We start from the raw sequence: 24,762 nt of genomic DNA, 5'->3' as shown, positions 1-24,762 counted from the left end.
TTTTGGTCTTGACGGCCCAATTCGGGCAAGGAGTAATTATCATTACTCACAAACCAAAATTATAGCAAAATTTTATTGATCCCGCAACATTAGACATTGAATCGAAAATGAATAATATCTCCGTCTTGAACCTCGTAATCTTTTCCTTCCAATCGAACCTTTCCAGCTTCTCTTGCAGCAGCCATCGAACCTGCCTCAATTAAGTCTGTATAGGAAACTGTTTCGGCCCGAATAAATCCCCGTTCAAAATCAGAATGAATGATGCCTGCGCACTCAGGTGCTTTCATTCCTTTGCGGAACGTCCATGCCCGAACCTCTTGTTCCCCAGCAGTAAAATATGTGGCGAGTCCCAGCAAGCTATAAGATGCTTTAATTAATTGATCTAAACCAGATTCCTGAATTCCAAGCTCCTGCAAAAACATTTCTTTTTCTTCCGAATCAAGCTCGACCATTTCAGATTCAATTTTTGCACATACGACAATTACTTCGGCATTTTCCGCAGCAACATATTTGCGCACTTTTTCCACATACTCATTACTTCCAGAGGATATATCTTCCTCACTAACATTTGCTACATAAAGTACAGGTTTAATGGTGAGCAAATGAAGCTGTTTTACATATTTCATCTGTTCTTCCGTGAATGAAACAGAACGGGCGGGCTTTTCATTTTCAAACGCTTCTTTTAACTTCATTAAAATTTCATATTCAAACATAGCTTGCTTGTCTTTTTGTTTTGCTATTTTGGCAACGCGATCGATCCGTTTATCAACTGTTTCCAAATCGGCCAAAATTAACTCGATGTTAATTGTTTCAATATCTGCAATCGGATCCACTTTTCCGTCAACATGCGTAATATTTTCATCATCAAAACAGCGAACAACATGGCAAATTGCATCCACTTGGCGAATGTGAGACAAAAATTTATTGCCAAGGCCTTCTCCCTTGCTTGCCCCTTTGACAATTCCTGCGATATCAGTAAATTCAAATGTTGTCGGAACCGTTCTTTTCGGCTTAAATAATTCTGAAAGCTTTTGCAGGCGATAATCAGGCACTTCAACAATTCCTACGTTCGGATCAATGGTGCAAAACGGATAGTTCGCACTCTCGGCCCCCGCTTGTGTGATCGCATTAAACAGCGTTGATTTTCCAACATTCGGAAGACCAACAATACCAGCAGTTAATCCCATGAATTTTCCACTCCTCTTTTTGTACGGACACTATCTCATCAACTAATCTTCACCCATTATAGATAGGAACAAGAAAAATGACAAGCTTTCATCCTCCAAATCGATCAGCTCTATAAAAAAAAGACTGCCGATTTAAGGCAGCAGTCTTTCATTGTTGCTTCTCACTATGTTTTTCAATGACTTTTTTCATCTTTCTTACAAATTCTTTTCTCGGCATGAGAACACTATGGCTGCAACCTTCACATTTAATACGGATATCCATTCCCATTCGGATCACTTTCCAGCGATTTTCTCCGCAAGGATGAGGTTTCTTCATTTCAACAATATCATAAAGGTCAAATTCCTTGTTAACCATCTAAGCCGTCATCATCCCTTCCTTAAATATTCCATTTATAGCAAACATACAGTATATCTTTTTAGTTAAAGCGAAAAGCCATCTATACTTAGATGGCGCCATGATAGATTTATTTTAACAAGTTTTGTATTTGATTTGTACCTTTCATCAAGCCAATCCCGTTTGAAGGTATAAACACTATTCATTTTTAGGTATAGAAAATTTAAATATTCCGTATACTGGTAATACTATTTCAGGGGGTGAATGGCCGATGAATATAAAAACAAATTTTTTCCCTTATAAAAAAGAAAAAGAAAGAATCTTTTATCATCATACAGATGCTGTTACTAAATTATCTCTAAAAATTGGAAGTCTTATACCAAAAGAACATCAAGATTCCATCGTCGTTTTATGCATTGGAACAGATCGTTCAACAGGAGATGCGTTAGGTCCGATAGTCGGGACGAAGCTAATGGAACAAAATTTAACTCATGTTCATATATTTGGGACTTTGAAATCTCCGGTTCATGCTGTCAATTTAGGAGAAACGATTGAGACAATAAACAATCAGTTCGAACATCCCTTCATCATTGCTGTGGATGCTTGTTTAGGTCTCTATCAAAACATTGGTTCTTTTCAAGTAGCGGAAGGTCCCTTAAAGCCAGGTGCAGCTGTCAATAAATCTCTTCCGGCGGTCGGAGACATGCACATCACCGGAATCGTTAATGTCAGCGGCTTTATGGAGTTTTTTGTTTTGCAAAATACGAGGCTCCATCTTGTTATGAGCATGGCTGACGTCATCTCAGCAAGTTTGATCAATGCCTTCAAGTCTATAAGGGAATCTGAACAATCAAACGTATCGCTATTTCGAAGAGGATTTGAATTTTAGCTGTTCTTCAACATCAAGATGATACTTTTACATCCAACAGTTCTAAAATACGCACCAAATCTTCTTTCGAAAAAAACTCAATCTCTATTTTACCTTTCTTCTTTTGCTGCTTAATGGAAACGGATGTTCCAAATTTTTCTCGTAAAAACGATTCTTGTTCACGTATAAAAGCATCTTTTTTCTCTATCTTTTTCTTTGTTTCACGTGAAACACTTTCATTCATCTGCTGCACTAACTGTTCTACTTGCCGGACATTTAAATTTTCTTTTAAAATTTTATTCACTAAATATTCAAGTTTCTCTTTTTTCTTTATGCCAAGCAATGTTCTCCCATGACCCATTGATAGCTTGCCTTCAGATATCAATGTTTGGACGAACGGTGGAAGGCTTAGGAGCCGCAAATGATTGGCAATATGCGGACGGCTTTTGCCAAGACGTTTTGCCAATTCTTCTTGTGTAATGTTCAAATGCTCCAAAAGCGATTGGTACGCTTTCGCCTCTTCGATCGGGGTTAAATCTTCCCTTTGCAAATTTTCTAATAGAGCGATTTCCATCATTTGCTCATCTGTCAACTCTTTCACAACTGCCGGAACTGTCTTAAGCTTCGCTTCTTTTGCTGCTCGATAACGGCGTTCACCGACTACAATTTCATAGCCTTTTATGCTCTTTCGGACTATCAGCGGCTGTAAAATTCCGTGCTGCAAAATGGATTGCTTAAGCTCTTCAATCGAACCAGGGTCAAATGTTTTTCGCGGTTGATAAGGATTTGGACGTAAATCCCCTATTTTAATATCTTGCACCACTTCTTCCTTATTCAGTTCTAAATTGGCAAAAAGTGCATTAATTCCTTTCCCTAATCCTCTAGCCATTTGCCACCACTTCCTTTGCTAATTCTAAATAAACCTCTGCTCCTTTGGATCTTGAATCATAAAGGATAATAGGCTGTCCATGGCTCGGTGCTTCACTAAGCCGCACATTTCGTGGAATAATGGTTTGATACACTTTGTCTTGAAAGTATTTTTTTACCTCATCAATTACTTGAATGCCTAAATTAGTCCGCGCATCAAGCATTGTCAGCAATACACCTTCAATCATCAAATCCGAATTCAAATGTTTTTGAACCAACCGAATAGTATTTAACAGCTGGCTTAATCCTTCCAAAGCATAGTACTCGCATTGAACTGGAATAATGACCGAATCCGAAGCCGTTAGCGCATTGAGTGTTAAAAGTCCGAGCGAAGGCGGGCAATCTATTAATATGTAATCATATTGCTGCTTCACTGGTTCAAGCGCTCTTTTTAATCGGACTTCACGGGAAATCGTCGGAACTAATTCAATTTCAGCACCTGCAAGTTGAATAGTTGCTGGAATCACATCAAGATTTTCAATCTGTGTTGTTTTAATGACTTTTTTTACATCTGCATCCTCTACTAAAAGATCATACACACAAAGGTCGACATCCGCTTTTTCAATACCAACCCCACTTGTCGCATTACCTTGAGGGTCTATATCGACTAATAGAACCCGCTTTCCTGTGTATGCTAAGCAAGCTCCGAGGTTAACGGAAGTTGTGGTTTTTCCAACGCCGCCTTTTTGGTTCGCTATGGAAATGATCTTACACACGGTGTCACCTGCTTTCTCCTACTTCAAATGTTCTATTGTATTTTATTTTATCACGAAAATGCTTAAATGTAGGTGATATCTTTGGGGATGTTTCACAAACTTTTTTCTTTTGTAGGTGGAAATGCTAGGAATTCATTCTTTTTTCAAAAAAATAAAATATTGTCGTATTTCCCGGAAAATAATTTGTTGCTGTCGAACATTCTGTCCAAGTCTTTTTGCTAAGTATTTTTATAATAAAAAACTCTTCACGAAAAAGTGTGAAGAGTTATTTTGGAATTTTGATCGTTAATTGTATATAGTTTTCAAATTCTTCTTCTTTTGAATCTATTTTAACTCCTGTTTCAGCCACCATAGTCAAAGATTTCCGAATCGTATTCAAAGCAATTCTCGTATCTCTGCTGAAAGCTTTTCTTTTCGGTTTTTGCTTTTCTTCTTTTTGGTCTAACATTTTAACTACGCGATCTTCTGTTTGTTTAACATTTAACTGTTTTTCAATAATTTCGTTTAACAATTTAATTTGCAATTCATGATCTTTTAAAGGAATGAGTGCTCGCGCATGACGTTCCGTAATGGATTTGTTTAACAATGCCTCTTGAACTTCTTTTGGGAGCTTCAGCAGACGTAGTTTATTGGCAATCGTCGATTGTCCTTTTCCAAGCCTTTGAGCTAGCGCTTCTTGAGTCAGCTGATGGAGTTCAATTAATTTTGCATAAGCAACTGCTTCTTCAATGGCTGATAATTCTTCCCGCTGCAAGTTTTCAATTAAGGCGATTGAAGCGGTTTCTTTATCATTATAATTTTTTACTATAGCCGGAATTTCCATCCATCCAAGTTTTTTGACAGCTCTCCATCTTCTTTCCCCGGCAATAATTTCATACCGTTCATCCGTTTTTCTGACAACAATCGGCTGTATAATGCCATGAGTTCGGATTGTTTGCGCCAATTCATCAATTTTATCTTCAGAAAAAACAGTTCTCGGCTGAAATGGATTAGGGACGATCTCATCAACAGGAATATGCAAAATTTCTTCTTTTACATCTTTTTCTTCTTCAAAGTCCGTCACATCTTTTTCCCCAAAGCCAAATAATCGAGAAAAAGGATGCTTCATATGCTGACACCACCTTTAGAAACTACCAGCATTTATTAAATTTCTCGTTTTCTAGACAAATTTCCTGCTAAAAATGACAAACAAAAAATATTATTTTCGAACAAGTTACTCAATAGGCATTTTATTTGGTGTGCCGGGCTTCCTAGGATACTTTTTCGGAGTAGCACGATGTTTATGAATCACAATGATATTGCGCTGACTTTTTTCAATGGGCAATTGAAAGGAATGAATCGTCTGGACTTGTCCGCCAAATAATGAGATCGCTTTATTTGCCCCTTTTAATTCTTCTTTTACCGATTGAGCCTTCAATGCCAAAAAATCACCATTTACTTTCACGAGCGGGATACAAAGTTCACTTAGTACGGATAATCGTGCTACAGCCCTAGCTGTCACGATATCAAAAGATTCCCGAAATATTTTCTTTTGACCGAACGTTTCCGCACGATCGTGGTATAAAAAGACATTTTCCAAATTTAGTTGAGCAGTTAAATGCTCTAAAAACGTAATTCGTTTTTTCAAAGAGTCAACGATTGTCAACTGCAAATGAGGAAAGCAAATTTTCAGCGGAATGCCGGGAAAACCAGCACCCGCTCCAACATCGCAAACGGAAAGAGGTCTGTTAAAATCATAAAAAAAAGCAGCCGAAATAGAATCATAAAAATGTTTGATATACACTTCTGTCCGATCCGTTATGGACGTCAAATTCACTTTTTCATTCCATTCCGTTAGGAGCTTGAAATATGCTTCAAATTGTTCCAATGCTTGTGAGGAAAGTGAAATCCCTCTTTCCTCCAGCAACGTTTGAAACTGAATACTGTCCATCGCTCTATCCTTTCGTCTCCATTGTAATAAATCTCTTTATTCATTAGACACGCGGGCGATACGGCCTTGTTCCAAATAAACAAGTAAAATAGAAATATCCGCCGGATTGACGCCTGATATGCGTGAAGCCTGTGCAACTGATATCGGCCGAACCTGTTTTAATTTTTGCCGCGCTTCTGTTGCAAGTCCATTGATAGCGTCATAATCAATGTCTTCTGGTATTTTTTTGTTTTCCATGCGTTTTAATTTCTCTACTTGCTGCAACGATTTTTCAATATATCCTTCATATTTGATTTGAATTTCTACCTGCTCCTCCACTTCTTTAGGCAAAGCTTCACTTTCGGTAAGCATTTTTATATGTTCATAATTTATTTCTGGACGCTTCAAAAGGTCTGAGGCACGGATGCCGTCTTTTAACGGACTTCCTCCGACTTCTTCAATCAGTTTTTGAGTCTGTTCATTCGGCTTGATAATGATGGAACGGAGGCGTTTTTTCTCATTTTCTATCGCTTCTTTTTTGGCCAAAAACTTTTCATACCGCTCTTTTTTAATCAAACCGATTTTGTATCCGAGTTCTGTCAAACGCAAATCCGCATTGTCATGGCGAAGGAGAAGACGGTATTCGGCTCTTGATGTTAAAAGACGGTATGGTTCGTTCGTTCCTTTTGTCACCAAATCGTCTATTAATACACCGATGTAAGCATCAGAACGGCTGAGAATGATCTCTTCTTTATTCAACGCTCTTCTAGCGGCATTAATACCGGCCATAATTCCTTGACCAGCTGCTTCTTCATATCCTGAAGTTCCGTTAATTTGTCCTGCCGTATATAAATTTTTCACTTTTTTCGTTTCTAGCGTCGGCCATAGCTGCGTTGGTACGATCGCATCATATTCAATGGCATATCCAGCTCTCATGATTTGTGCATTTTCAAGCCCCGGAATGGTAGATATCATACGGCGCTGTACATCTTCCGGCAGGCTTGTAGAAAGCCCTTGAACATAGACTTCTTCCGTATTACGGCCCTCTGGCTCCAAAAAGATTTGGTGGCGCGGTTTATCATGGAAACGGACAATTTTATCTTCAATAGACGGACAATAACGAGGTCCTGTCCCTTTGATCATACCAGAATACATGGGCGATCTGTGCAAATTTTCGTCAATGATTTTATGAGTTTCACTGCTTGTATACGTCAGCCAACAAGGAAGCTGATCGGTAATATATTTCGTTGTTTCGTAGGAGAATGCGCGCGGCTCCTCGTCTCCAGGTTGAATTTCTGTTTTGCTGTAATCAATGGTTTTACTGTTGACTCTTGGAGGTGTCCCTGTTTTAAAACGAACAAGTTCGAATCCAAGCTTTTCTAAATGCTCTGACAGCTTAATGGACGGCTGTTGATTGTTTGGTCCACTTGAATAAGAAAGGTCGCCGATAATGATTCTTCCACGCAAAAACGTCCCTGTTGTTAAAACAACTGTTTTCGAACGGTATTCGGCTCCTGTCTGCGTCACGATCCCTTTGCATATACCGTCTTCTACAATTAATTCTTCGACCATTCCTTGAAGCAATGTTAAATTTTCTTCCTGCTCCAGCGTCTTTTTCATTTCCCTTTGATATAAAACTTTATCGGCTTGTGCTCGAAGTGCACGAACAGCAGGTCCTTTTCCTGTATTTAACATTCTCATTTGAATATATGTTTTATCGATGTTTTTTCCCATTTCTCCGCCAAGCGCGTCAATCTCACGGACGACAATTCCTTTTGCCGGCCCGCCGATTGAAGGATTACATGGCATAAAAGCTACCATATCCAAATTAATGGTCACTACTAATGTTTTAGCACCAAGCCTTGCAGCCGCAAGACCCGCCTCACAGCCCGCATGACCTGCGCCAACCACGATTACATCATATTCACCGGCTTGATATCGCATCAAATTCACACCCTTTCCTATTTACCTAAGCAAAATTGCGAAAACAACTGATCAATTAAGCTTTCATGTACACTGTCGCCAATGATTTCGCCGAGGAGTTCCCACGTTCTTGTTAAGTCGATTTGAACAATATCGATTGGGACGCCTTGTTCTATTCCCTCTATAGCCTCTTCAACAGCTTTTTTGGCCTGAGATAACAACGCAATATGGCGTGTATTGGAAACATAAGTTAAATCATCTGCTTGAAGATCCCCTTTAAAAAACAAAGAACTGATCTGTTGTTCCAATTCATCGATCCCTCTATCTTCCTTTAAGGAAGTGGTCACAATTGGATGTCCATTGGCAAGCTTCTTCACTTCATCCATATCGATTTTCTTCGGCAAATCAGTTTTATTGACAATGACAATAAAATCTGTTCCCTTCACGGCTTCAAACAATTTTTTATCTTCTTCCGAGAGCTCTTCGTTATAGTTTAGCACAAATAAAATTAAATCAGCTTCTTTCAATACCTGTCGGGATCGTTCCACACCGATTTTTTCTACAATGTCTTCCGTCTCACGAATTCCAGCCGTGTCGATAAGACGGAGAGGAACACCTCTCACATTGACATATTCTTCTATTACATCCCTTGTCGTTCCTGGTATATCAGTTACAATCGCTTTATTTTCATGAACGAGTCCATTGAGCAAAGAAGATTTGCCAACGTTTGGCCGCCCAATTATAACGGTTGATAAGCCTTCCCTCAATATTTTCCCTTGGTTAGAAGTTGAAAGCAGTTTTTCAATTTCGTCTCGCACGTACGAAGCTTTTTCAATTAACATATTATGTGTCATTTCTTCGACATCATCATATTCGGGGTAATCGATGTTGACTTCAACATGTGCGAGCGTTTCAAGAATTTCCTGACGCAGCCGTTTGATGCGCTTTGAAAGACGGCCTTCCATTTGCCCAAGAGCAACATTCATTGCTTTATCGGTTTTAGCCCGAATTAAATCAATCACAGCTTCCGCTTGAGACAAATCAATTCTTCCATTTAAAAATGCTCTCTTCGTAAATTCTCCTGGTTCCGCCAAACGAGCGCCGTGCTTAAGAACTAGCTGCAAAACGCGGTTAACTGTTACGAGACCTCCATGGCAATTGATCTCAACAACATCTTCTCTTGTAAATGTTTTAGGCGCCCGCATGACAGAAACCATCACTTCTTCAACCATTTCTTGCGTATCGGGATCAATTATTTTTCCATAATGAATCGTATGGGTTGGAACATCTTTTAATTGTTTCTTTGCAGGGCTTTGAAAAATGCGATCCGCAATGTCCACCGCCTCATCGCCGCTTAATCGGACAATCGCAATGGCTCCCTCTCCCATCGGGGTGGAAATTGCTGCTATTGTATCAAATTCCATTGTCTCACCTCGCTTTTTGTTGCGATCTATCATAAACCAATCCGGCAGTTGTTTTCATTCACCAAAGTTTAAAAATACCATATAGTCTAGAAAAAAGAAAAGCACAATGTTTATCCACAAAAAAAATTATCTAATTTATTATTTTAACTTATCCACATGTTCATAACAATATTTCGCTACTTTTCACTTATTCACAATACCGTAACGTTTAAGAAACAAGCCAGTTAATCTTCCATGGGGTTAGATCTGCATGTCTCGTAATTCAAAATAATGAAAAACGAAATGATTTGATAACTGGAGAAACAGCTTAAAAAACTGCTGGGCTTGAAAAATCAAAGAGGTACCAAAAAAGTTGAAGAGTCTTTAATAGAGGTTGACAGAAACCGAAAATTCCTTTTTAAAGACATCTATTTGGAGGCTAAAAAAAATGATGAATTGGCTTTCCAATTCATCAAAAAACTTATTTTGGTGCGATGACGACATATCGATTGGGCTCTGTTCCGACTGAATACGTTTGAACCCTTTCATCTTCCATTAACGTTGAATGAATGATTTTTCTTTCAAAAGAAGGCATGGGCTCCAAAGAAAATTCCTTATTTGTTTTTACAACTTTATCTGCCAATTTTACCGCCAATTGAGTCAAAGTCTCTCGGCGCTTTTCACGATAATTTTCAGCATCCAAAATAATGGGTACGTAATCGGTTGACGTTTTATTCGCTACAAGCTGTGTCAAATATTGCAAGGAATTTAACGTTTGTCCTCTTTTTCCAATTAGAATTGCCAAATTTTCCCCTTTAATATTAAAATACGCTGTTTTTTCTTCGAGTTTAATATCAACGGAAGCTGTAATTCCCATTTCTTTTATAACCTGCTCAAGGAAATTTTTCGCCTCGTCCAATGGATTAAGGTCCGTATTCTCGTTCCATTTTAACAAAGCATCCGTCAATTCGCTTGTTTCCTTTAATTTCACATGGACAATGGCAGGTTTTTGGCCAAATATCCCAAAAAGCCCTTTTTTTCCTTCATCGATAATTCGAATATCCACTTGTTCCTGCTCAACATTTAATTCTTTTAAGGCTTTCTTCACAGCATCCTCAACGGTCTGTCCAGTAGACGTTATTTCTCTCACTTTTGAGCTCCTCCTGCCTTTTCAGAAGCTTTGCGTATATCTGAACCTTTGATCACAAGAGTTTGGACAATCATAAAAATATTTCCGACTACCCAATAAAGTGATAAAGCTGCTGGGAACGACACCGCAAAAATGACAATCATAATCGGCATCATCCAAAGCATTGTTTGCATTTGCGGATTTATGTTTTCTGTTCCTGCCATCATTAATTTTTGCTGAACAAATGTCAAAATGCCTGCTAAAAGAGGTAGAATAAAATAAGGATCTCTCTCACCTAGATCGAACCATAAAAAGCTGTGTTCAGCAATTTCCCGGGTTCTCATAATGGCATGGTAAAATCCAATTAAAATTGGCATTTGAATTAATAGTGGTAAACAACCGGCAAGAGGATTAACACCATGCTTTTGAAATAAAGCCATTGTTTCTTGTTGAAGCTTTTGCTGTGTTTTTTGGTCTTTCGAACTGTATTTCTCACGCAGCTTTAAAATTTCCGGCTGAATTTCCTGCATGGCCTTTGAATTTTGAATTTGTTTGATCATTAACGGCAAAATCGCTAATCGAATTAAAATGGTTACGATGATAATGGATAAACCATAATCATTTCCAAATAGCTGCGCAAAATATGTAATTAACCAAGAAAGCGGATAAACAATGTACTGGTTCCAAAAACCTTCACTGTCTTTTGTAATCGGTTCATTTATTTCCGTACACCCGGACAAAACAGATGCTAGTCCAAGAATAGCCAGCAATAATACTATTCGCTTCTTCAAAAAAACTTCCTCCTAACAAATTCTATATATCATAATTAAAAATAATCCGTTTCCATTCAAAAAGTATTTTACCATCTTTTTTGTAAAATTGCTTTTGATTTCTTAATGATTTTTTGTCTGATAAATGTTCATTTTTATAAAAAGATGAACAAGACTTTTTTTTACCTCATGATAATTCATTTGCGCAGACGGTTTCCTCGCAATAATAATATAATCCTTCCCTTTAGCGATATTGTCCTTCTCTTCTAAAAATACTTGACGAATCAAACGTTTTACTTTATTTCTCGTCACGGCATTGCCAATTTTTTTACTGACAGACAGCCCGATCCGAAAATCTTTTATATCCGGCTGATCAAGCATATAAATAACGAACTGTCTATTCGCCATTGACTTTCCTTTTTGAAATACTTTTTGAAAGTCCTTATTTTTTTTTATCCGGTTCCTTTTTTTCATTCCATTCACTCCGACTCTCCGATTTACTCGAGAGATCAAGTAACTTCATTTTGTGTAAAAAAGACCACTGACTTTTTTTCAGTGGTCTACGCTGATAATACTTTTCTTCCTTTACGGCGTCTCCGAGCTAAAACCTTTCGACCGTTTTTTGTGCTCATCCGGCTGCGGAATCCGTGAACCTTGCTGCGTTTTCTTTTATTTGGTTGATATGTTCTTTTCATTCTATGACACCTCCCCGAGGATTAACTCTAAAAAGACAGTCTTTCTAATTATAGTAAAGGAATATCCTAATTGTCAACTAAGGTCCATTGTACTATCGGCAAACAACATTGTGGATATTTTTTTATAAAAAATACAGTTTTACAGCAATTATCGACATTTTTTTCACACATTTATCGACATGTGAATATTTTTTTCAACAGCATGTTGTCTTGTGGATAAACTTTCAAAACCCATTGCAACACATAGGTTATTTTGATATGATATTTGTGTTTTACCTCTGAATATCTTTCATTTATCATTATATTATCCACACATTGTGGATAAATTGTGGAAAGTTGTTAACGACCCTGTGAAGGAAGTTTTCCACACTCTCTGAATTTTGTAGAAAAGTTATTTTTCTACTATATTAATATTTTTGTGCAAACATATGTGGAATGCATATTTATTCATTGTTCATTTTTTTACAGCCGATGTAAAGGAGGGTGACCCCAAAGAGCCATGGAGAACATAGAGGACTTGTGGAATCGGGTGCTTGCCGAAATTAAAAAAAAGGTCAGTAAACCGAGCTTTGATACCTGGCTAAAATCTACAAAAGCACACGCTTTACAAGGTGATTTGCTCATCATTACTGCTCCAAATGAATTTGCGAGAGATTGGTTGGAATCCAGATACCTGCATTTAATCGCGAACACAATATATGATTTAACAGGAGAAGAAATCGGTATAAAATTTATCATTCCGCAAAATTTGACAGACGATGAATTTATGCCTAAAGCCCCCATTAAAACATCGCCAAAAAAAGGGGAAGAGACAAATGAATTTCCCCAAAACCTGCTGAATCCAAAATATACTTTTGATACGTTTGTTATCGGCTCAGGAAATCGATTTGCCCATGCTGCATCCCTGGCTGTTGCGGAAGCGCCGGCAAAAGCATACAACCCGCTGTTTATTTATGGTGGCGTCGGTCTCGGAAAAACTCATTTAATGCATGCAATCGGCCATTATGTAATAGAACATAATCCTTCCGCGAGAGTCGTCTATTTGTCATCAGAAAAATTTACGAATGAATTTATTAACTCAATTCGTGACAATAAAGCCGATGAATTTCGCAATAAATACCGGAATGTTGATGTTCTATTGATAGATGATATTCAATTTCTTGCTGGAAAAGAACAAACACAAGAGGAATTTTTCCATACGTTCAACACACTTCACGAGGAAAGCAAGCAAATAGTCATATCAAGCGACAGGCCGCCAAAGGAAATTCCTACTCTTGAAGACCGGCTGAGATCACGTTTTGAATGGGGGCTCATAACAGATATTACTCCTCCTGACCTCGAAACAAGAATTGCCATTTTAAGAAAAAAAGCGAAAGCTGATGGATTGGATATTCCAAATGAAGTCATGCTTTATATTGCCAACCAAATTGATACAAATATTCGTGAGCTAGAAGGTGCCCTTATACGCGTAGTAGCTTATTCTTCTCTCATTAATAAAGATATTAACGCGGATCTCGCGGCAGAAGCATTAAAAGACATTATACCGAGCTCCAAGCCTAAAATTATTACCATTCAAGAAATTCAACGTGTAGTTGGACAGCATTTTAATGTTAAATTGGAAGATTTTAAAGCAAAAAAGAGAACAAAGTCTGTTGCATTTCCAAGACAGATTGCCATGTACTTATCAAGAGAATTAACCGACTCTTCTTTGCCGAAAATTGGAGAAGAATTTGGAGGAAGAGACCATACAACAGTCATTCATGCTCATGAAAAAATTTCAAAGCTATTAGAAGAAGACCCACAGCTGCAAAATCAAATAAATGAAATAAAAGAACAGTTAAAGCATTCCATTCATTATCATTAGTTGAGGACATTGTGAATAACTTTGACATTGGCATGCACAGTTTATCCACATGTGGATAGACTGTGCTTCCTTTCATTAACATTGTTATCAACATATCCACAAGCCCTATTACTACTTATACTATATTTTTTAATTAAAAAATAATAATATAAAATGTATTTGATAGATGGCAGTGCAGCCTTAGAAGGAGGATTTACATGCAAGTTATCGTCCAAAAAAATAAGCTTGTTGAAAGCGTCCAAGATGTCATGAAGGCCGTCTCCTCTAGAACAACCATTCCTATATTGACCGGAATAAAAATTGTCGCAACAGAAGAGGGCATTTCATTAACAGGCAGTGATTCAGACATTTCGATTGAGTCCTTTATACCTGCAGAAGAAAATGGAACGATTCATGCGGAAATCATCGAGCCCGGAAGCATTGTTTTGCAAGCTCGTTTTTTTAGTGATATTGTGAGGAAGCTTCCGCAGGATAAAGTGGAAATGAAAGTGGAAAACCACTTTCTAACTATTATTCGATCAGGAAGTGCGGAATTTAATCTGCATGGTTTGGATGCAGAAGAATATCCAAGATTGCCGGAAATTGAGGAGCAAAACGTTTTTAAAATTCCATCAGATCTATTAAAAACCTTAATTCGACAAACAGTTTTTGCTGTTTCGGTTTCAGAAACAAGACCAATTTTAACCGGTGTAAACTGGCGTTTAGAAAATGGCGAATTAACATGTATTGCAACGGACAGCCATCGATTAGCTTTACGGAAAGCAAAAGTGGAAACCAATATTTCTGAAGCGCATAATGTCGTTATTCCGGGAAAAAGCTTAAATGAGCTGAATAAAATTCTTGATGAAAACGATGATCTTGTCGAGATTGTCATTACAGAAAATCAAGTTTTGTTTAAGACGAAAAACATATTATTCTTTTCACGCCTCTTAGATGGAAATTACCCTGATACGAGCAGGCTTATTCCATTGGAAAGTAAAACGGATATCATTCTTGATGCAAAAGAATTTTTACAAGCAATAGACCGCGCATCTCTTCTTGCAAGAGAAGGACGGAATAATGTCGTCAAGTTGACAACATTGCCTAACGGGAAGGTTGAAATCTTGTCGAATTCACCGGAGATTGGGAAGGTTGTTGAAGAAATTCATGCCAAAAATGTACAAGGAGAAGATTTAAAAATCTCCTTTAGTGCAAAATATATGATAGATGCATTAAAAGCTGTGGAAGGATCAGAAATTCGCATCAGCTTTACGGGGGCGATGAGGCCGTTTTTAATTCGTGTTCCCGAAGATGAAACAGTTTTGCAGCTGATTCTTCCTGTCCGAACATATTAAACAGCTGTCACCGGTTCTTTATGATAAATTCCTCTATTTTGAAGTACTGGAAATAAAAATGAAAGCTACTAGTAATCAAAAAAGCTAGTAGCTTTCTTTTCGAATTGGGAAATATTTAGTAAAATAAAAAGTTAGAGACTATTTTGAGAAAGCGGATGAAATTCAGATGAAGCGTATGATTCAAATTAAAGGTGAATATATTACACTCGGACAATTTTTAAAATTAGCGGATGTCATCCAAACTGGCGGAATGGCAAAATGGTTTCTGCAAGAGCATGAGGTGCTCGTAAATTCTGAGAGGGAACAGCGCCGGGGAAGAAAATTAAGAGACGGAGACATCGTAGAAGTAAAAGAGATTGGAACCTTTATTGTAAAAAACTGAAGTTGGTGACCTTCATTGTATTTAAAAGAATTCAGTTTAAAGAACTACCGTAATTATGAGTCCCTTCATGTACAGTTTGAAAACAAAGTCAATGTGATAATTGGAGAAAATGCCCAAGGGAAAACAAATATGATGGAGGGCATCTATGTTTTGGCGATGGCGAAATCCCATCGAACCAGCAATGATAAAGAGCTCATTCAATGGGAGAAGGAATATGCTAAAATAGAAGGGAGAATAGAAAAACAAAATCGTTTTTCTACGGTTGAATTAATTATTTCCAACAAAGGGAAAAAAGCTAAATTAAATCATTTAGAACAAAAAAAATTAAGTGAATATGTCGGTCACGTCAATGTGATTATGTTTGCTCCGGAAGATTTGAATTTAGTTAAAGGAAGTCCGCAAATTCGCAGGCGTTTTATCAATATGGAAATTGGACAAGTTTCTCCTGTTTATTTGCACCAACTGAACAAATATCAAAAAATCATTCAGCAGAGAAATCATTATTTAAAGCTTCTCCAAACGAGAAAGCAGACGGATGAAAAAATGTTGGATGTGCTTACACTTCAGCTGTGTGAGACAGCGAGCAATATCATTAAAAAAAGATATTTGTTTGTTAAACAGCTTGAAAAATGGGCACAACCGATTCATTCCAGCATTTCAAGGGGAATGGAGGAATTAAGAATTCAGTATAAGCCTTCTGTTGATGTATCAGAAGAAGCAGACTTGTCGAAAATAGTAGAAGTATACTATGACAGGTTTGCTAAAATAAGAGAAAAGGAAATAGAACGTGGAACGACGTTAGCCGGTCCCCACAGAGATGACCTTATTTTTTATGTGAACGGCCGGGATGTTCAAACATTCGGATCGCAAGGCCAGCAGCGCACAACAGCTCTTTCGCTGAAATTGGCCGAAATAGATTTGATCCATGAAGAGATTGGCGATTATCCTGTATTATTGTTGGACGATGTTTTATCAGAATTAGATGATTTTAGGCAATCTCATTTATTAAATGCCATTCAAGGGAAAGTGCAAACATTTGTGACAACAACAAGCGTAGATGGAATTGATCACAAAACCTTGAAGGAAGCGGCTATCTATCGTGTATCTTCCGGACAATTAATATAAATTATTTTTTTTTGAAACAGATCATGATGCTATTAAGAATTTTAACATCTGCAGCTTGTTTTTTACTCATGCATAGATCGTGTCATTACTTTGAAAAAAGCGGATCAATCTATTTAGATTTTTTTGTGGAAAAAAGATTTTTTTATCTATTCAATCGATTTTATGTTTATAAAAGTGTAGGTGATCATTGTGGCGATGGAACAAAATCATGAGGAACAAACAACATATGATGAAAACCAGATTCAAGTGCTGGAAGGGTTGGAAGCTGTTCGAAAAAGACCTGGAATGTATATTGGATCTACCAGTTCCAAAGGTCTTCATCATCTCGTTTGGGAAATTGTCGATAATAGTATAGATGAGGCTTTAGCGGGTTTTTGTACAGAAATAAATGTGACGATCGAAGAAGACAATAGCATAACAGTAAAAGATAATGGGCGGGGAATACCCGTCGGAATACAAGAAAAAATGGGAAGACCAGCCGTTGAAGTCATCATGACTGTACTTCATGCCGGAGGAAAATTCGGAGGCGGAGGCTATAAAGTTTCTGGTGGACTCCACGGTGTAGGAGCTTCAGTTGTGAATGCACTGTCAACAGAACTGGAGGTATTTGTTCATCGTGATGGAAATATTTACTATCAAAAATATCGCCGAGGTGTCCCTTGTGAAGATTTGAAAATTGTCGGAAAAACGGATACGACAGGAACCATTGTGCATTTCAAGCCTGATCCTGAAATTTTTAAAGAAACAACTGAATATGATTATGATACGTTGGCGTCGCGTTTGCGAGAACTTGCCTTTTTAAACCGCGGAATCAAGATCACATTAGAAGATAAGCGGGACGAAAAAGGACGGCAAAATTTATATTACTATGAAGGCGGCATTATCTCCTATGTAAAGCATCTCAACCGTACAAAAGAGGTTCTTCATGAAGAACCAATTTACATTGAAGGAGACAGAGATGGAATAAAAATAGAAATCGCTCTTCAATACAATGATGGATATACAAGTAATATTTACTCTTTTGCTAATAATATTCACACTTATGAGGGCGGTACTCACGAATCCGGCTTTAAAACTGCTTTAACTCGCGTCATTAATGATTACGCTAGAAAAACTGGATCTATTAAAGAAAACGATCAAAATTTATCAGGTGAAGATGTTCGTGAGGGGTTAACCGCGATCATTTCTGTCAAACATCCTAATCCTCAATTTGAGGGACAAACGAAAACAAAGCTCGGGAATTCCGAAGTAAGAACAATTACTGATTCCATTTTCTCGGAAATGTTCGAAACGTTTCTTTTTGAGCATCCGCAAACAGCCAAAAAAATTGTGGAAAAAGGTCTGATGGCGGCAAGAGCCCGTTTAGCTGCCAAAAAAGCAAGGGAATTAACGAGAAGAAAAAGCGCATTAGAAGTTTCAAATTTGCCTGGGAAATTAGCAGATTGTTCGTCAAAAGATCCATCCATCTCAGAATTGTTTGTCGTTGAGGGTGATTCTGCCGGCGGTTCTGCAAAGCAGGGACGGGACAGACATTTCCAAGCTATTTTGCCCTTGAGAGGAAAAATTTTAAATGTTGAGAAAGCACGTCTTGACAAAATATTATCTAACAATGAAGTGCGTGCTATAATCACTGCCATTGGAACAGGGATTGGCGAAGATTTCGATGTTTCGAAGGCGAGATACCATAAAGTAGTGATCATGACGGATGCCGATGTGGACGGAGCGCATATTCGTACATTGCTGCTTACCTTTTTCTATCGGTACATGAGAGGAATTATTGAAAAAGGATATGTTTATATTGCGCAGCCTCCTTTATATAGAATTCAACAAGGCAAAAAGGTTGAATATGCGTACAATGATCGTCAACTCAATAAAATTTTGTCCAATCTTCCAAGCCAACCGAAGCCAAGCATTCAACGCTACAAAGGACTTGGAGAAATGAATGCTGAGCAGCTTTGGGAAACAACAATGAATCCGTCAACTAGAACTCTGCTGCAAGTAACGTTGCAGGATGCGATTGATGCGGATGAAACGTTTGAAATTTTAATGGGAGATAAAGTTGAGCCTCGCCGCCAGTTTATTGAAGAAAATGCACGCTATGTAAAAAATTTGGATATTTAATCGATTTGTTCACCCCATTCTCATTTTGATTTCTCCATTAAGTGAGGTTTGGGAATTGCTTTTTACGGAGGTAATAAAAAATGGCTGAAAACAAAGAATCGCAAATACAGGAAGTCAATATAAGCCAAGAAATGCGTTCATCCTTCCTCGATTATGCGATGAGCGTCATCGTGTCGCGCGCCTTACCTGACGTCCGTGACGGACTTAAGCCTGTTCACCGGAGGATTCTTTATGCCATGCATGACCTTGGCATGACTCCGGATAAACCGTATAAAAAATCTGCAAGGATTGTAGGAGATGTGATCGGTAAGTACCATCCACACGGAGATTCAGCTGTTTACGAGACGATGGTGAGAATGGCCCAAGATTTTAACTATCGCTATATGCTGGTGGATGGTCACGGAAACTTTGGATCCGTTGATGGAGACGCCGCAGCTGCGATGCGTTATACAGAGGCGAGAATGTCAAAAATTTCAATGGAACTTTTGCGTGACATTAATAAAGACACCATTGATTATCAAGATAATTATGACGGATCGGAAAAGGAGCCTGTCGTTCTTCCTTCCCGTTTCCCGCACTTGCTCGTAAATGGCGCATCCGGAATTGCAGTAGGAATGGCGACCAACATTCCTCCACATCAAATCGGCGAAGTAATCGACGGTGTTCTGGCATTAAGTAAAAATCCAGACATCACCATTGGAGAGCTAATGGAAATCATTCCTGGACCGGACTTTCCGACGGCAGGACAAATAATGGGGAAAAGCGGCATTCGAAAAGCTTATGAGACCGGACGAGGATCGATCACGCTCCGGGCAAAGGTTGAAATTGAAGAAAGAGAAAACGGGAAACAGGCAATTATAGTGACTGAGATTCCGTACCAAGTAAATAAAGCAAAACTTATTGAAAAGATTGCAGAGCTTGTCCGTGAGAAAAAAATTGACGGTATCTCCGATTTAAGAGATGAATCTGATAGAAAAGGTATGCGCATTGTCATCGAAGTTCGGAGAGATGCAAATGTCAACGTGCTTTTGAATAATTTATATAAACAGACGGCATTACAAACAAGCTTTGGAATTAATATGCTTGCTTTAGTAGACGGAGAACCGAAAGTATTAAATTTAAAACAAATTTTAGAGCATTATTTAGATCATCAAAAAGTCGTTATTAGAAGACGTACTGCTTTTGAATTAAGAAAGGCTGAAGCGCGAGCGCATATTTTGGAAGGGTTAAGAATTGCATTAGATCATATCGATGAAGTGATTAACCTGATTCGAAGCTCCAAAACAACAGATATTGCCCGCGAAGGATTAATGGAAAAATTCAGCTTAACGGAAAAGCAAGCACAGGCCATCTTGGATATGCGGCTTCAGCGCCTGACAGGCCTTGAACGAGAAAAAATAGAAGAGGAATATAATGAGCTTATAAAGCTAATTGAAGAGTTAAAAGGTATATTAGCCAGCGAAGAAAAGGTTTTAGACATTATTCGCGAGGAATTGGAAGAAATAAAAGAGCGTTTTAATGATGAACGCCGTACAGAAATAATCGCAACTGGTTTAGAATCTTTTGAAGACGAAGATTTGATTCCAAAAGAGAATATTGTCATTACGCTTACCCATAAAGGCTATATTAAGCGCCTCCCTGTTTCTACTTACCGCAGTCAAAAGCGTGGCGGAAGAGGCATTCAAGGAATGGGAACTAATGCTGACGACTTTGTTGAGCATCTTTTAACAACATGTACACACGATACTATTTTATTTTTTACAAATAAAGGAAAAGTTTATCGAGCAAAAGGATATGAAATCCCTGAATATGGACGAACAGCTAAAGGGCTTCCGATCATTAATTTATTGGAAATAGACCAAGATGAATGGATCAATGCCATCATCCCTGTTCCAGGATTTGTTGATGATTGGTTTTTATTTTTTGCGACAAAAGAAGGAATATGTAAACGATCACCGCTTTCTCAATTTTCCAATATACGTAACAGCGGTTTAATTGCGCTGCACTTACGCGAAGGGGATGAGCTTATCTCCGTACATTTGACAGATGGTACAAAAGATATTGTAATTGGAACAAAAAATGGAATGTTAATTCGTTTTCATGAACAAGATGTCCGGTCAATGGGCCGCACAGCTACGGGCGTAAAGGGAATTACGTTGGAAAAAAATGATGAAGTTGTCGGCATGGAAGTGCTGGACCCAGGTGTCGATGTATTAGTCGTAACTGAAAATGGGTACGGAAAACGTACGCACGAAAGCGAGTACCGAATCCAAACCCGGGGCGGCAAAGGTTTAAAAACATGCAACATTACCCCTAAAAATGGATCGGTAGTTTCTGTAAAAGCTGTTCGCGGTGACGAAGATTTAATGATCATTACTGGGAACGGCGTTCTGATTCGCATGGATGTCAATGATATTTCTTCAATGGGACGTAATACAGTCGGTGTAAAGCTTATTAAACTTGATGAAAATGAACATGTTTCAACGGTTGCGCTCGTTGAAAAAGAAGAGCAAGAGGAACAACAGGAAGAAGAATAAAAAGTGCTCTTTTTTGAAGGGTGATATCTGTTGAAACATATTCTGCCAGCGGAAGGAAAAAGTACTAATTTTAGGTCTACCACAGCTTTCAAAGCTGTGGTATTGTTAATTTATGGAGATCAAACGAATATTTCCTGATCTATATTCTATAAAAAAAGTATTTTTCGTTTTGAGGTTTGTTTACGTTCTTAAATGAATGGGTGCCAATTGATTTTTATTTAAAGGAGGGGGGTTCATTTGCGGATTCATGTCAAAAAATTGAAGCCGGGATTTGTCTTAGCAGAAGATGTTTATTCTTTGTCACCAAAACCAATTGCGAAAAAAGGCACTGTTATTAATGAGGAACATATTGAATTTTTTCGTGCATTTTTAATTAAAGAAGTTCAAGTCCGGACTTCTACTACTACAGGAGCAAAAGAAGCGAAAGAAGATATTTCCACTGATCAACCTCAAAAAGATGAGGCTGACGTTCAAAAAACGGAAAGTTCATCAAAAACTGCTTTTGAAGAAATTTTTGTACATTCAGTAGAACAGCTCCAAAAGTATTTTTTATCTTGGCAGTCGGGTGCTTCAGTAGATATTTATAAAATTAGAACATTACTCCTCCCAGTATTAAAAGCTGGGTTTGATCAACCAAGCAAAATAATGGAGACTTATACAACATGTGATGCAAAAAATTATATTTGCCATCATTCTGTTTCTGTCTCTTTATTAAGCGCTTTAATTGCAAAAAAAATGGGATTTTTAACTGGTGAAGTAAATCAAATTGCTCTTGCAGGTCTGTTAAGTGATTGTGGGATGGCAAAAATTACGCCGGCAATTTTAACAAAAAAAGAAGCGCTGACAGAAAAAGAGTTCCTCGAGGTTAGAGAACATCCTATTCACAGCTATAAATTATTAAAAGATTTACCAGCTTTAACAGAAGGGGCGAAAGTTGCAGTCTTGCAGCATCATGAACGATTTGATGGATCAGGTTATCCTTTAGGAATTAAAGGCGTTCAAATTCATCCTTTTGCCAAAATCATTTCGTTTGCAGACGCATATCAAGCAATGATTTCTCCTCGTCCATATCGCAATGGACAATCGCCGTTTCATGTCTTGGATCAAATAGAAAAAGACCAATTTGGAAAATTTGATTTATCGGTTGTTCAAGCTTTCAAAAAAATATTTATAAAAGATATGGTAGGACGGACAGTAAAGCTTTCTAATGGAGCTTATGGGAAAATCGTTTTTATAAATGAAAAATTGGTTACAAAGCCGATGGTACAAGCAGAAGATTCCGATCAAATTATATCTTTGGAAAAGAGCAAGGATTTGTCGATTATAAAGGTTTTTTAGTTTTTTCGAAGATATAAAATAATGCTTGTCAAAAACGATTGAAACTGCTATAATCACTGAAGTCAGCAATTAAAATAAAAAAAGTGTTGACAACCATAAAGTATGATTTTATAATGTAAAAGTCGCTGTTTTTGATATATGATCTTTGAAAACTGAACAAAACGAAAAGCGTGCCTGTTGATTCTGACAAGAGCATTTGGTGACAAACTTTTTTTGGAGAGTTTGATCCTGGCTCAGGACGAACGCTGGCGGCGTGCCTAATACATGCAAGTCGAGCGGACCGAAGGGAGCTTGCTCCTTTAGGTTAGCGGCGGACGGGTGAGTAACACGTGGGCAACCTGCCCTGCAGACTGGGATAACTTCGGGAAACCGGAGCTAATACCGGATAACACCGAAAACCGCATGGTTTTCGGTTGAAAGGCGGCTTTTAGCTGTCACTGCAGGATGGGCCCGCGGCGCATTAGCTAGTTGGTGAGGTAACGGCTCACCAAGGCGACGATGCGTAGCCGACCTGAGAGGGTGACCGGCCACACTGGGACTGAGACACGGCCCAGACTCCTACGGGAGGCAGCAGTAGGGAATCTTCCGCAATGGACGAAAGTCTGACGGAGCAACGCCGCGTGAGCGAAGAAGGTCTTCGGATCGTAAAGCTCTGTTGTCAGGGAAGAACAAGTACCGTTCGAACAGGGCGGTACCTTGACGGTACCTGACGAGGAAGCCACGGCTAACTACGTGCCAGCAGCCGCGGTAATACGTAGGTGGCAAGCGTTGTCCGGAATTATTGGGCGTAAAGCGCGCGCAGGCGGTTCCTTAAGTCTGATGTGAAATCTCGCGGCTCAACCGCGAGCGGCCATTGGAAACTGGGGAACTTGAGTGCAGGAGAGGGGAGCGGAATTCCACGTGTAGCGGTGAAATGCGTAGAGATGTGGAGGAACACCAGTGGCGAAGGCGGCTCTCTGGCCTGTAACTGACGCTGAGGCGCGAAAGCGTGGGGAGCGAACAGGATTAGATACCCTGGTAGTCCACGCCGTAAACGATGAGTGCTAAGTGTTAGAGGGTATCCACCCTTTAGTGCTGCAGCAAACGCATTAAGCACTCCGCCTGGGGAGTACGGCCGCAAGGCTGAAACTCAAAGGAATTGACGGGGACCCGCACAAGCGGTGGAGCATGTGGTTTAATTCGAAGCAACGCGAAGAACCTTACCAGGTCTTGACATCCCCTGACAACCCTAGAGATAGGGCGTTCCCCTTTCGGGGACAGGGTGACAGGTGGTGCATGGTTGTCGTCAGCTCGTGTCGTGAGATGTTGGGTTAAGTCCCGCAACGAGCGCAACCCTTGACCTTAGTTGCCAGCATTCAGTTGGGCACTCTAAGGTGACTGCCGGCTAAAAGTCGGAGGAAGGTGGGGATGACGTCAAATCATCATGCCCCTTATGACCTGGGCTACACACGTGCTACAATGGGTGGTACAAAGGGCAGCGAAACCGCGAGGTGGAGCGAATCCCAAAAAACCACTCTCAGTTCGGATTGCAGGCTGCAACTCGCCTGCATGAAGCCGGAATCGCTAGTAATCGCGGATCAGCATGCCGCGGTGAATACGTTCCCGGGTCTTGTACACACCGCCCGTCACACCACGAGAGTTTGTAACACCCGAAGTCGGTGGGGTAACCCTTACGGGAGCCAGCCGCCGAAGGTGGGACAAATGATTGGGGTGAAGTCGTAACAAGGTAGCCGTATCGGAAGGTGCGGCTGGATCACCTCCTTTCTAAGGATATATACATTGAAATAGGGTGCGCTTTTCCGTTTTGTTTAGTTTTGAAGGATCACATCCTTCCCCGTTTGCTGGTGAATTCGCAAAGTCGATTTCCCAGCGAATAGAAGCTGAATAAAAATATACAGGATGGGCCTGTAGCTCAGCCGGTTAGAGCGCACGCCTGATAAGCGTGAGGTCGGTGGTTCAAGTCCACTCAGGCCCACCATAAATAAGACCATCCTGGGGCCTTAGCTCAGCTGGGAGAGCGCCTGCTTTGCACGCAGGAGGTCAGCGGTTCGATCCCGCTAGGCTCCACCATAAGTTTGATGAATATTGGAAGCATTGCTCCTATGCGAGAGCCCATTCGAAGGATCGGATGTTCGGCTCGAAGCAACTCAAGCAGCAAGGGAGCTCATTGAAAGAAAAAGCATTGTTCTTTGAAAACTGG

20 protein-coding genes, 2 tRNA genes and 1 rRNA gene are annotated in these 24,762 nt (G+C 39.2%); 11 read left to right on the top strand and 12 right to left on the bottom strand.

What is annotated here, in order from left to right; genetic code table 11:
• Positions 1 to 89 precede the first annotated feature (89 nt).
• Both ychF and NSQ61_RS15895 read right to left on the bottom strand, forming a co-directional pair.
• Entirely contained in the window at positions 90 to 1,187 is a 1,098-nt protein-coding gene (gene ychF / locus NSQ61_RS15900) for a redox-regulated ATPase YchF (protein ID WP_063387759.1), read from the bottom strand.
• Between the two features lie 148 nt (positions 1,188 to 1,335).
• The gene (locus NSQ61_RS15895) at positions 1,336 to 1,542 is read right to left on the bottom strand and encodes a DUF951 domain-containing protein (RefSeq protein ID WP_063387758.1); all 207 of its coding nucleotides are present in this window, start codon (positions 1,540 to 1,542) and stop codon (positions 1,336 to 1,338) included.
• Positions 1,543 to 1,792: 250 nt separating this feature from the next.
• Between NSQ61_RS15895 and yyaC the strand changes: the two genes are divergently transcribed.
• Positions 1,793 to 2,410, top strand: a complete 618-nt coding sequence (gene yyaC / locus NSQ61_RS15890) for a spore protease YyaC (protein WP_340807521.1) — start codon at positions 1,793 to 1,795, stop codon at positions 2,408 to 2,410.
• 13 nt (positions 2,411 to 2,423) lie between these two features.
• Here yyaC and NSQ61_RS15885 read toward each other — a convergent pair whose 3' ends face one another.
• The 10 genes from NSQ61_RS15885 to rpmH all read right to left on the bottom strand — a co-directional run bounded on the left by NSQ61_RS15885 (position 2,424) and on the right by rpmH (position 11,861).
• Complete coding sequence (locus NSQ61_RS15885) at positions 2,424 to 3,278, bottom strand: ParB/RepB/Spo0J family partition protein (protein ID WP_063387756.1); 855 nt, start codon at positions 3,276 to 3,278, stop codon at positions 2,424 to 2,426.
• Positions 3,271 to 4,032: a ParA family protein gene (locus tag NSQ61_RS15880; protein WP_063387755.1), complete on the bottom strand. Its 762-nt coding sequence runs from the start codon at positions 4,030 to 4,032 to the stop codon at positions 3,271 to 3,273. Before NSQ61_RS15880 ends, NSQ61_RS15885 begins: the two co-directional genes overlap by 8 nt.
• Before the next feature lie 265 nt (positions 4,033 to 4,297).
• Positions 4,298 to 5,140, bottom strand: a complete 843-nt coding sequence (gene noc, locus NSQ61_RS15875) for a nucleoid occlusion protein (protein WP_063387754.1) — start codon at positions 5,138 to 5,140, stop codon at positions 4,298 to 4,300.
• 105 nt (positions 5,141 to 5,245) lie between these two features.
• On the bottom strand, positions 5,246 to 5,962 hold the full coding sequence (gene rsmG / locus NSQ61_RS15870; RefSeq protein ID WP_063387753.1) for a 16S rRNA (guanine(527)-N(7))-methyltransferase RsmG: 717 nt from the start codon (positions 5,960 to 5,962) through the stop codon (positions 5,246 to 5,248).
• A 36-nt stretch (positions 5,963 to 5,998) separates the two neighbouring features.
• Positions 5,999 to 7,885 carry a tRNA uridine-5-carboxymethylaminomethyl(34) synthesis enzyme MnmG gene (mnmG, locus tag NSQ61_RS15865; protein WP_063387752.1) on the bottom strand — a complete coding sequence of 629 codons (1,887 nt, stop codon included), beginning with the start codon at positions 7,883 to 7,885 and terminating at the stop codon, positions 5,999 to 6,001.
• A gap of 17 nt (positions 7,886 to 7,902) precedes the next feature.
• Entirely contained in the window at positions 7,903 to 9,288 is a 1,386-nt protein-coding gene (mnmE, locus tag NSQ61_RS15860; protein WP_130158157.1) for a tRNA uridine-5-carboxymethylaminomethyl(34) synthesis GTPase MnmE, read from the bottom strand.
• Between the two features lie 460 nt (positions 9,289 to 9,748).
• Positions 9,749 to 10,417, bottom strand: a complete 669-nt coding sequence (gene jag / locus NSQ61_RS15855) for an RNA-binding cell elongation regulator Jag/EloR (RefSeq protein ID WP_094244817.1) — start codon at positions 10,415 to 10,417, stop codon at positions 9,749 to 9,751.
• Positions 10,414 to 11,187: a YidC family membrane integrase SpoIIIJ gene (gene spoIIIJ, locus NSQ61_RS15850; RefSeq protein ID WP_063387749.1), complete on the bottom strand. Its 774-nt coding sequence runs from the start codon at positions 11,185 to 11,187 to the stop codon at positions 10,414 to 10,416. Before spoIIIJ ends, jag begins: the two co-directional genes overlap by 4 nt.
• Positions 11,188 to 11,289: 102 nt before the next feature.
• Positions 11,290 to 11,640, bottom strand: a complete 351-nt coding sequence (gene rnpA / locus NSQ61_RS15845; protein WP_063387748.1) for a ribonuclease P protein component — start codon at positions 11,638 to 11,640, stop codon at positions 11,290 to 11,292.
• Positions 11,641 to 11,726: 86 nt separating this feature from the next.
• Complete coding sequence (gene rpmH, locus NSQ61_RS15840) at positions 11,727 to 11,861, bottom strand: 50S ribosomal protein L34 (protein WP_063387747.1); 135 nt, start codon at positions 11,859 to 11,861, stop codon at positions 11,727 to 11,729.
• A 499-nt stretch (positions 11,862 to 12,360) separates the two neighbouring features.
• On the opposite strand from rpmH, the gene dnaA reads away from it, so the two are divergent.
• From dnaA to NSQ61_RS15790, 10 genes are all read left to right on the top strand, one after another.
• Positions 12,361 to 13,725 (top strand): chromosomal replication initiator protein DnaA, encoded by a 1,365-nt coding sequence (gene dnaA / locus NSQ61_RS15835; protein WP_340807515.1) that lies wholly within the window; start codon positions 12,361 to 12,363, stop codon positions 13,723 to 13,725.
• A 197-nt stretch (positions 13,726 to 13,922) separates the two neighbouring features.
• Complete coding sequence (gene dnaN, locus NSQ61_RS15830; RefSeq protein WP_063387745.1) at positions 13,923 to 15,059, top strand: DNA polymerase III subunit beta; 1,137 nt, start codon at positions 13,923 to 13,925, stop codon at positions 15,057 to 15,059.
• A gap of 166 nt (positions 15,060 to 15,225) precedes the next feature.
• Entirely contained in the window at positions 15,226 to 15,441 is a 216-nt protein-coding gene (gene yaaA, locus NSQ61_RS15825) for a S4 domain-containing protein YaaA (RefSeq protein WP_066251626.1), read from the top strand.
• A gap of 15 nt (positions 15,442 to 15,456) precedes the next feature.
• Complete coding sequence (recF, locus tag NSQ61_RS15820; RefSeq protein ID WP_063387743.1) at positions 15,457 to 16,566, top strand: DNA replication/repair protein RecF; 1,110 nt, start codon at positions 15,457 to 15,459, stop codon at positions 16,564 to 16,566.
• A gap of 195 nt (positions 16,567 to 16,761) precedes the next feature.
• Entirely contained in the window at positions 16,762 to 18,687 is a 1,926-nt protein-coding gene (gene gyrB, locus NSQ61_RS15815; RefSeq protein ID WP_063387742.1) for a DNA topoisomerase (ATP-hydrolyzing) subunit B, read from the top strand.
• A gap of 80 nt (positions 18,688 to 18,767) precedes the next feature.
• Positions 18,768 to 21,224: a DNA gyrase subunit A gene (gene gyrA, locus NSQ61_RS15810; RefSeq protein ID WP_066251621.1), complete on the top strand. Its 2,457-nt coding sequence runs from the start codon at positions 18,768 to 18,770 to the stop codon at positions 21,222 to 21,224.
• A 237-nt stretch (positions 21,225 to 21,461) separates the two neighbouring features.
• Positions 21,462 to 22,562, top strand: coding sequence for an HD-GYP domain-containing protein (locus NSQ61_RS15805; RefSeq protein WP_340807511.1), 1,101 nt, complete (start codon positions 21,462 to 21,464; stop codon positions 22,560 to 22,562).
• Positions 22,563 to 22,772: 210 nt separating this feature from the next.
• Positions 22,773 to 24,326: ribosomal RNA gene (locus NSQ61_RS15800) — 16S ribosomal RNA — on the top strand.
• A gap of 137 nt (positions 24,327 to 24,463) precedes the next feature.
• A tRNA-Ile gene (locus tag NSQ61_RS15795) sits at positions 24,464 to 24,540 on the top strand.
• Positions 24,541 to 24,556: 16 nt separating this feature from the next.
• Positions 24,557 to 24,632, top strand: a tRNA-Ala gene (locus NSQ61_RS15790).
• Positions 24,633 to 24,762: the final 130 nt, after the last annotated feature.

This window comes from Aeribacillus sp. FSL K6-1121, from assembly GCF_038003725.1.
Lineage (GTDB): Bacteria > Bacillota > Bacilli > Bacillales > Aeribacillaceae > Aeribacillus > Aeribacillus composti.
Note: the sequence above shows the minus strand (reverse complement) of the source record. Positions and strands in the feature narration are given on the sequence as shown.

What these genes read in the sequence shown, in the direction of transcription:
- gyrB (WP_063387742.1), top strand. Translation starts at nt 16,762, where the DNA reads ATGGAACAAAATCATGAGGAACAAACAACATATGATGAAAACCAGATT.
- dnaN (WP_063387745.1), top strand. Translation starts at nt 13,923, where the DNA reads ATGCAAGTTATCGTCCAAAAAAATAAGCTTGTTGAAAGCGTCCAAGAT.
- NSQ61_RS15895 (WP_063387758.1), bottom strand. Translation starts at nt 1,542, where the DNA reads ATGGTTAACAAGGAATTTGACCTTTATGATATTGTTGAAATGAAGAAA.
- mnmE (WP_130158157.1), bottom strand. Translation starts at nt 9,288, where the DNA reads ATGGAATTTGATACAATAGCAGCAATTTCCACCCCGATGGGAGAGGGA.
- rnpA (WP_063387748.1), bottom strand. Translation starts at nt 11,640, where the DNA reads ATGAAAAAAAGGAACCGGATAAAAAAAAATAAGGACTTTCAAAAAGTA.
- yyaC (WP_340807521.1), top strand. Translation starts at nt 1,793, where the DNA reads ATGAATATAAAAACAAATTTTTTCCCTTATAAAAAAGAAAAAGAAAGA.
- dnaA (WP_340807515.1), top strand. Translation starts at nt 12,361, where the DNA reads ATGGAGAACATAGAGGACTTGTGGAATCGGGTGCTTGCCGAAATTAAA.
- mnmG (WP_063387752.1), bottom strand. Translation starts at nt 7,885, where the DNA reads ATGCGATATCAAGCCGGTGAATATGATGTAATCGTGGTTGGCGCAGGT.
- yaaA (WP_066251626.1), top strand. Translation starts at nt 15,226, where the DNA reads ATGAAGCGTATGATTCAAATTAAAGGTGAATATATTACACTCGGACAA.
- noc (WP_063387754.1), bottom strand. Translation starts at nt 5,140, where the DNA reads ATGAAGCATCCTTTTTCTCGATTATTTGGCTTTGGGGAAAAAGATGTG.
- rsmG (WP_063387753.1), bottom strand. Translation starts at nt 5,962, where the DNA reads ATGGACAGTATTCAGTTTCAAACGTTGCTGGAGGAAAGAGGGATTTCA.
- rpmH (WP_063387747.1), bottom strand. Translation starts at nt 11,861, where the DNA reads ATGAAAAGAACATATCAACCAAATAAAAGAAAACGCAGCAAGGTTCAC.
- NSQ61_RS15885 (WP_063387756.1), bottom strand. Translation starts at nt 3,278, where the DNA reads ATGGCTAGAGGATTAGGGAAAGGAATTAATGCACTTTTTGCCAATTTA.
- gyrA (WP_066251621.1), top strand. Translation starts at nt 18,768, where the DNA reads ATGGCTGAAAACAAAGAATCGCAAATACAGGAAGTCAATATAAGCCAA.
- ychF (WP_063387759.1), bottom strand. Translation starts at nt 1,187, where the DNA reads ATGGGATTAACTGCTGGTATTGTTGGTCTTCCGAATGTTGGAAAATCA.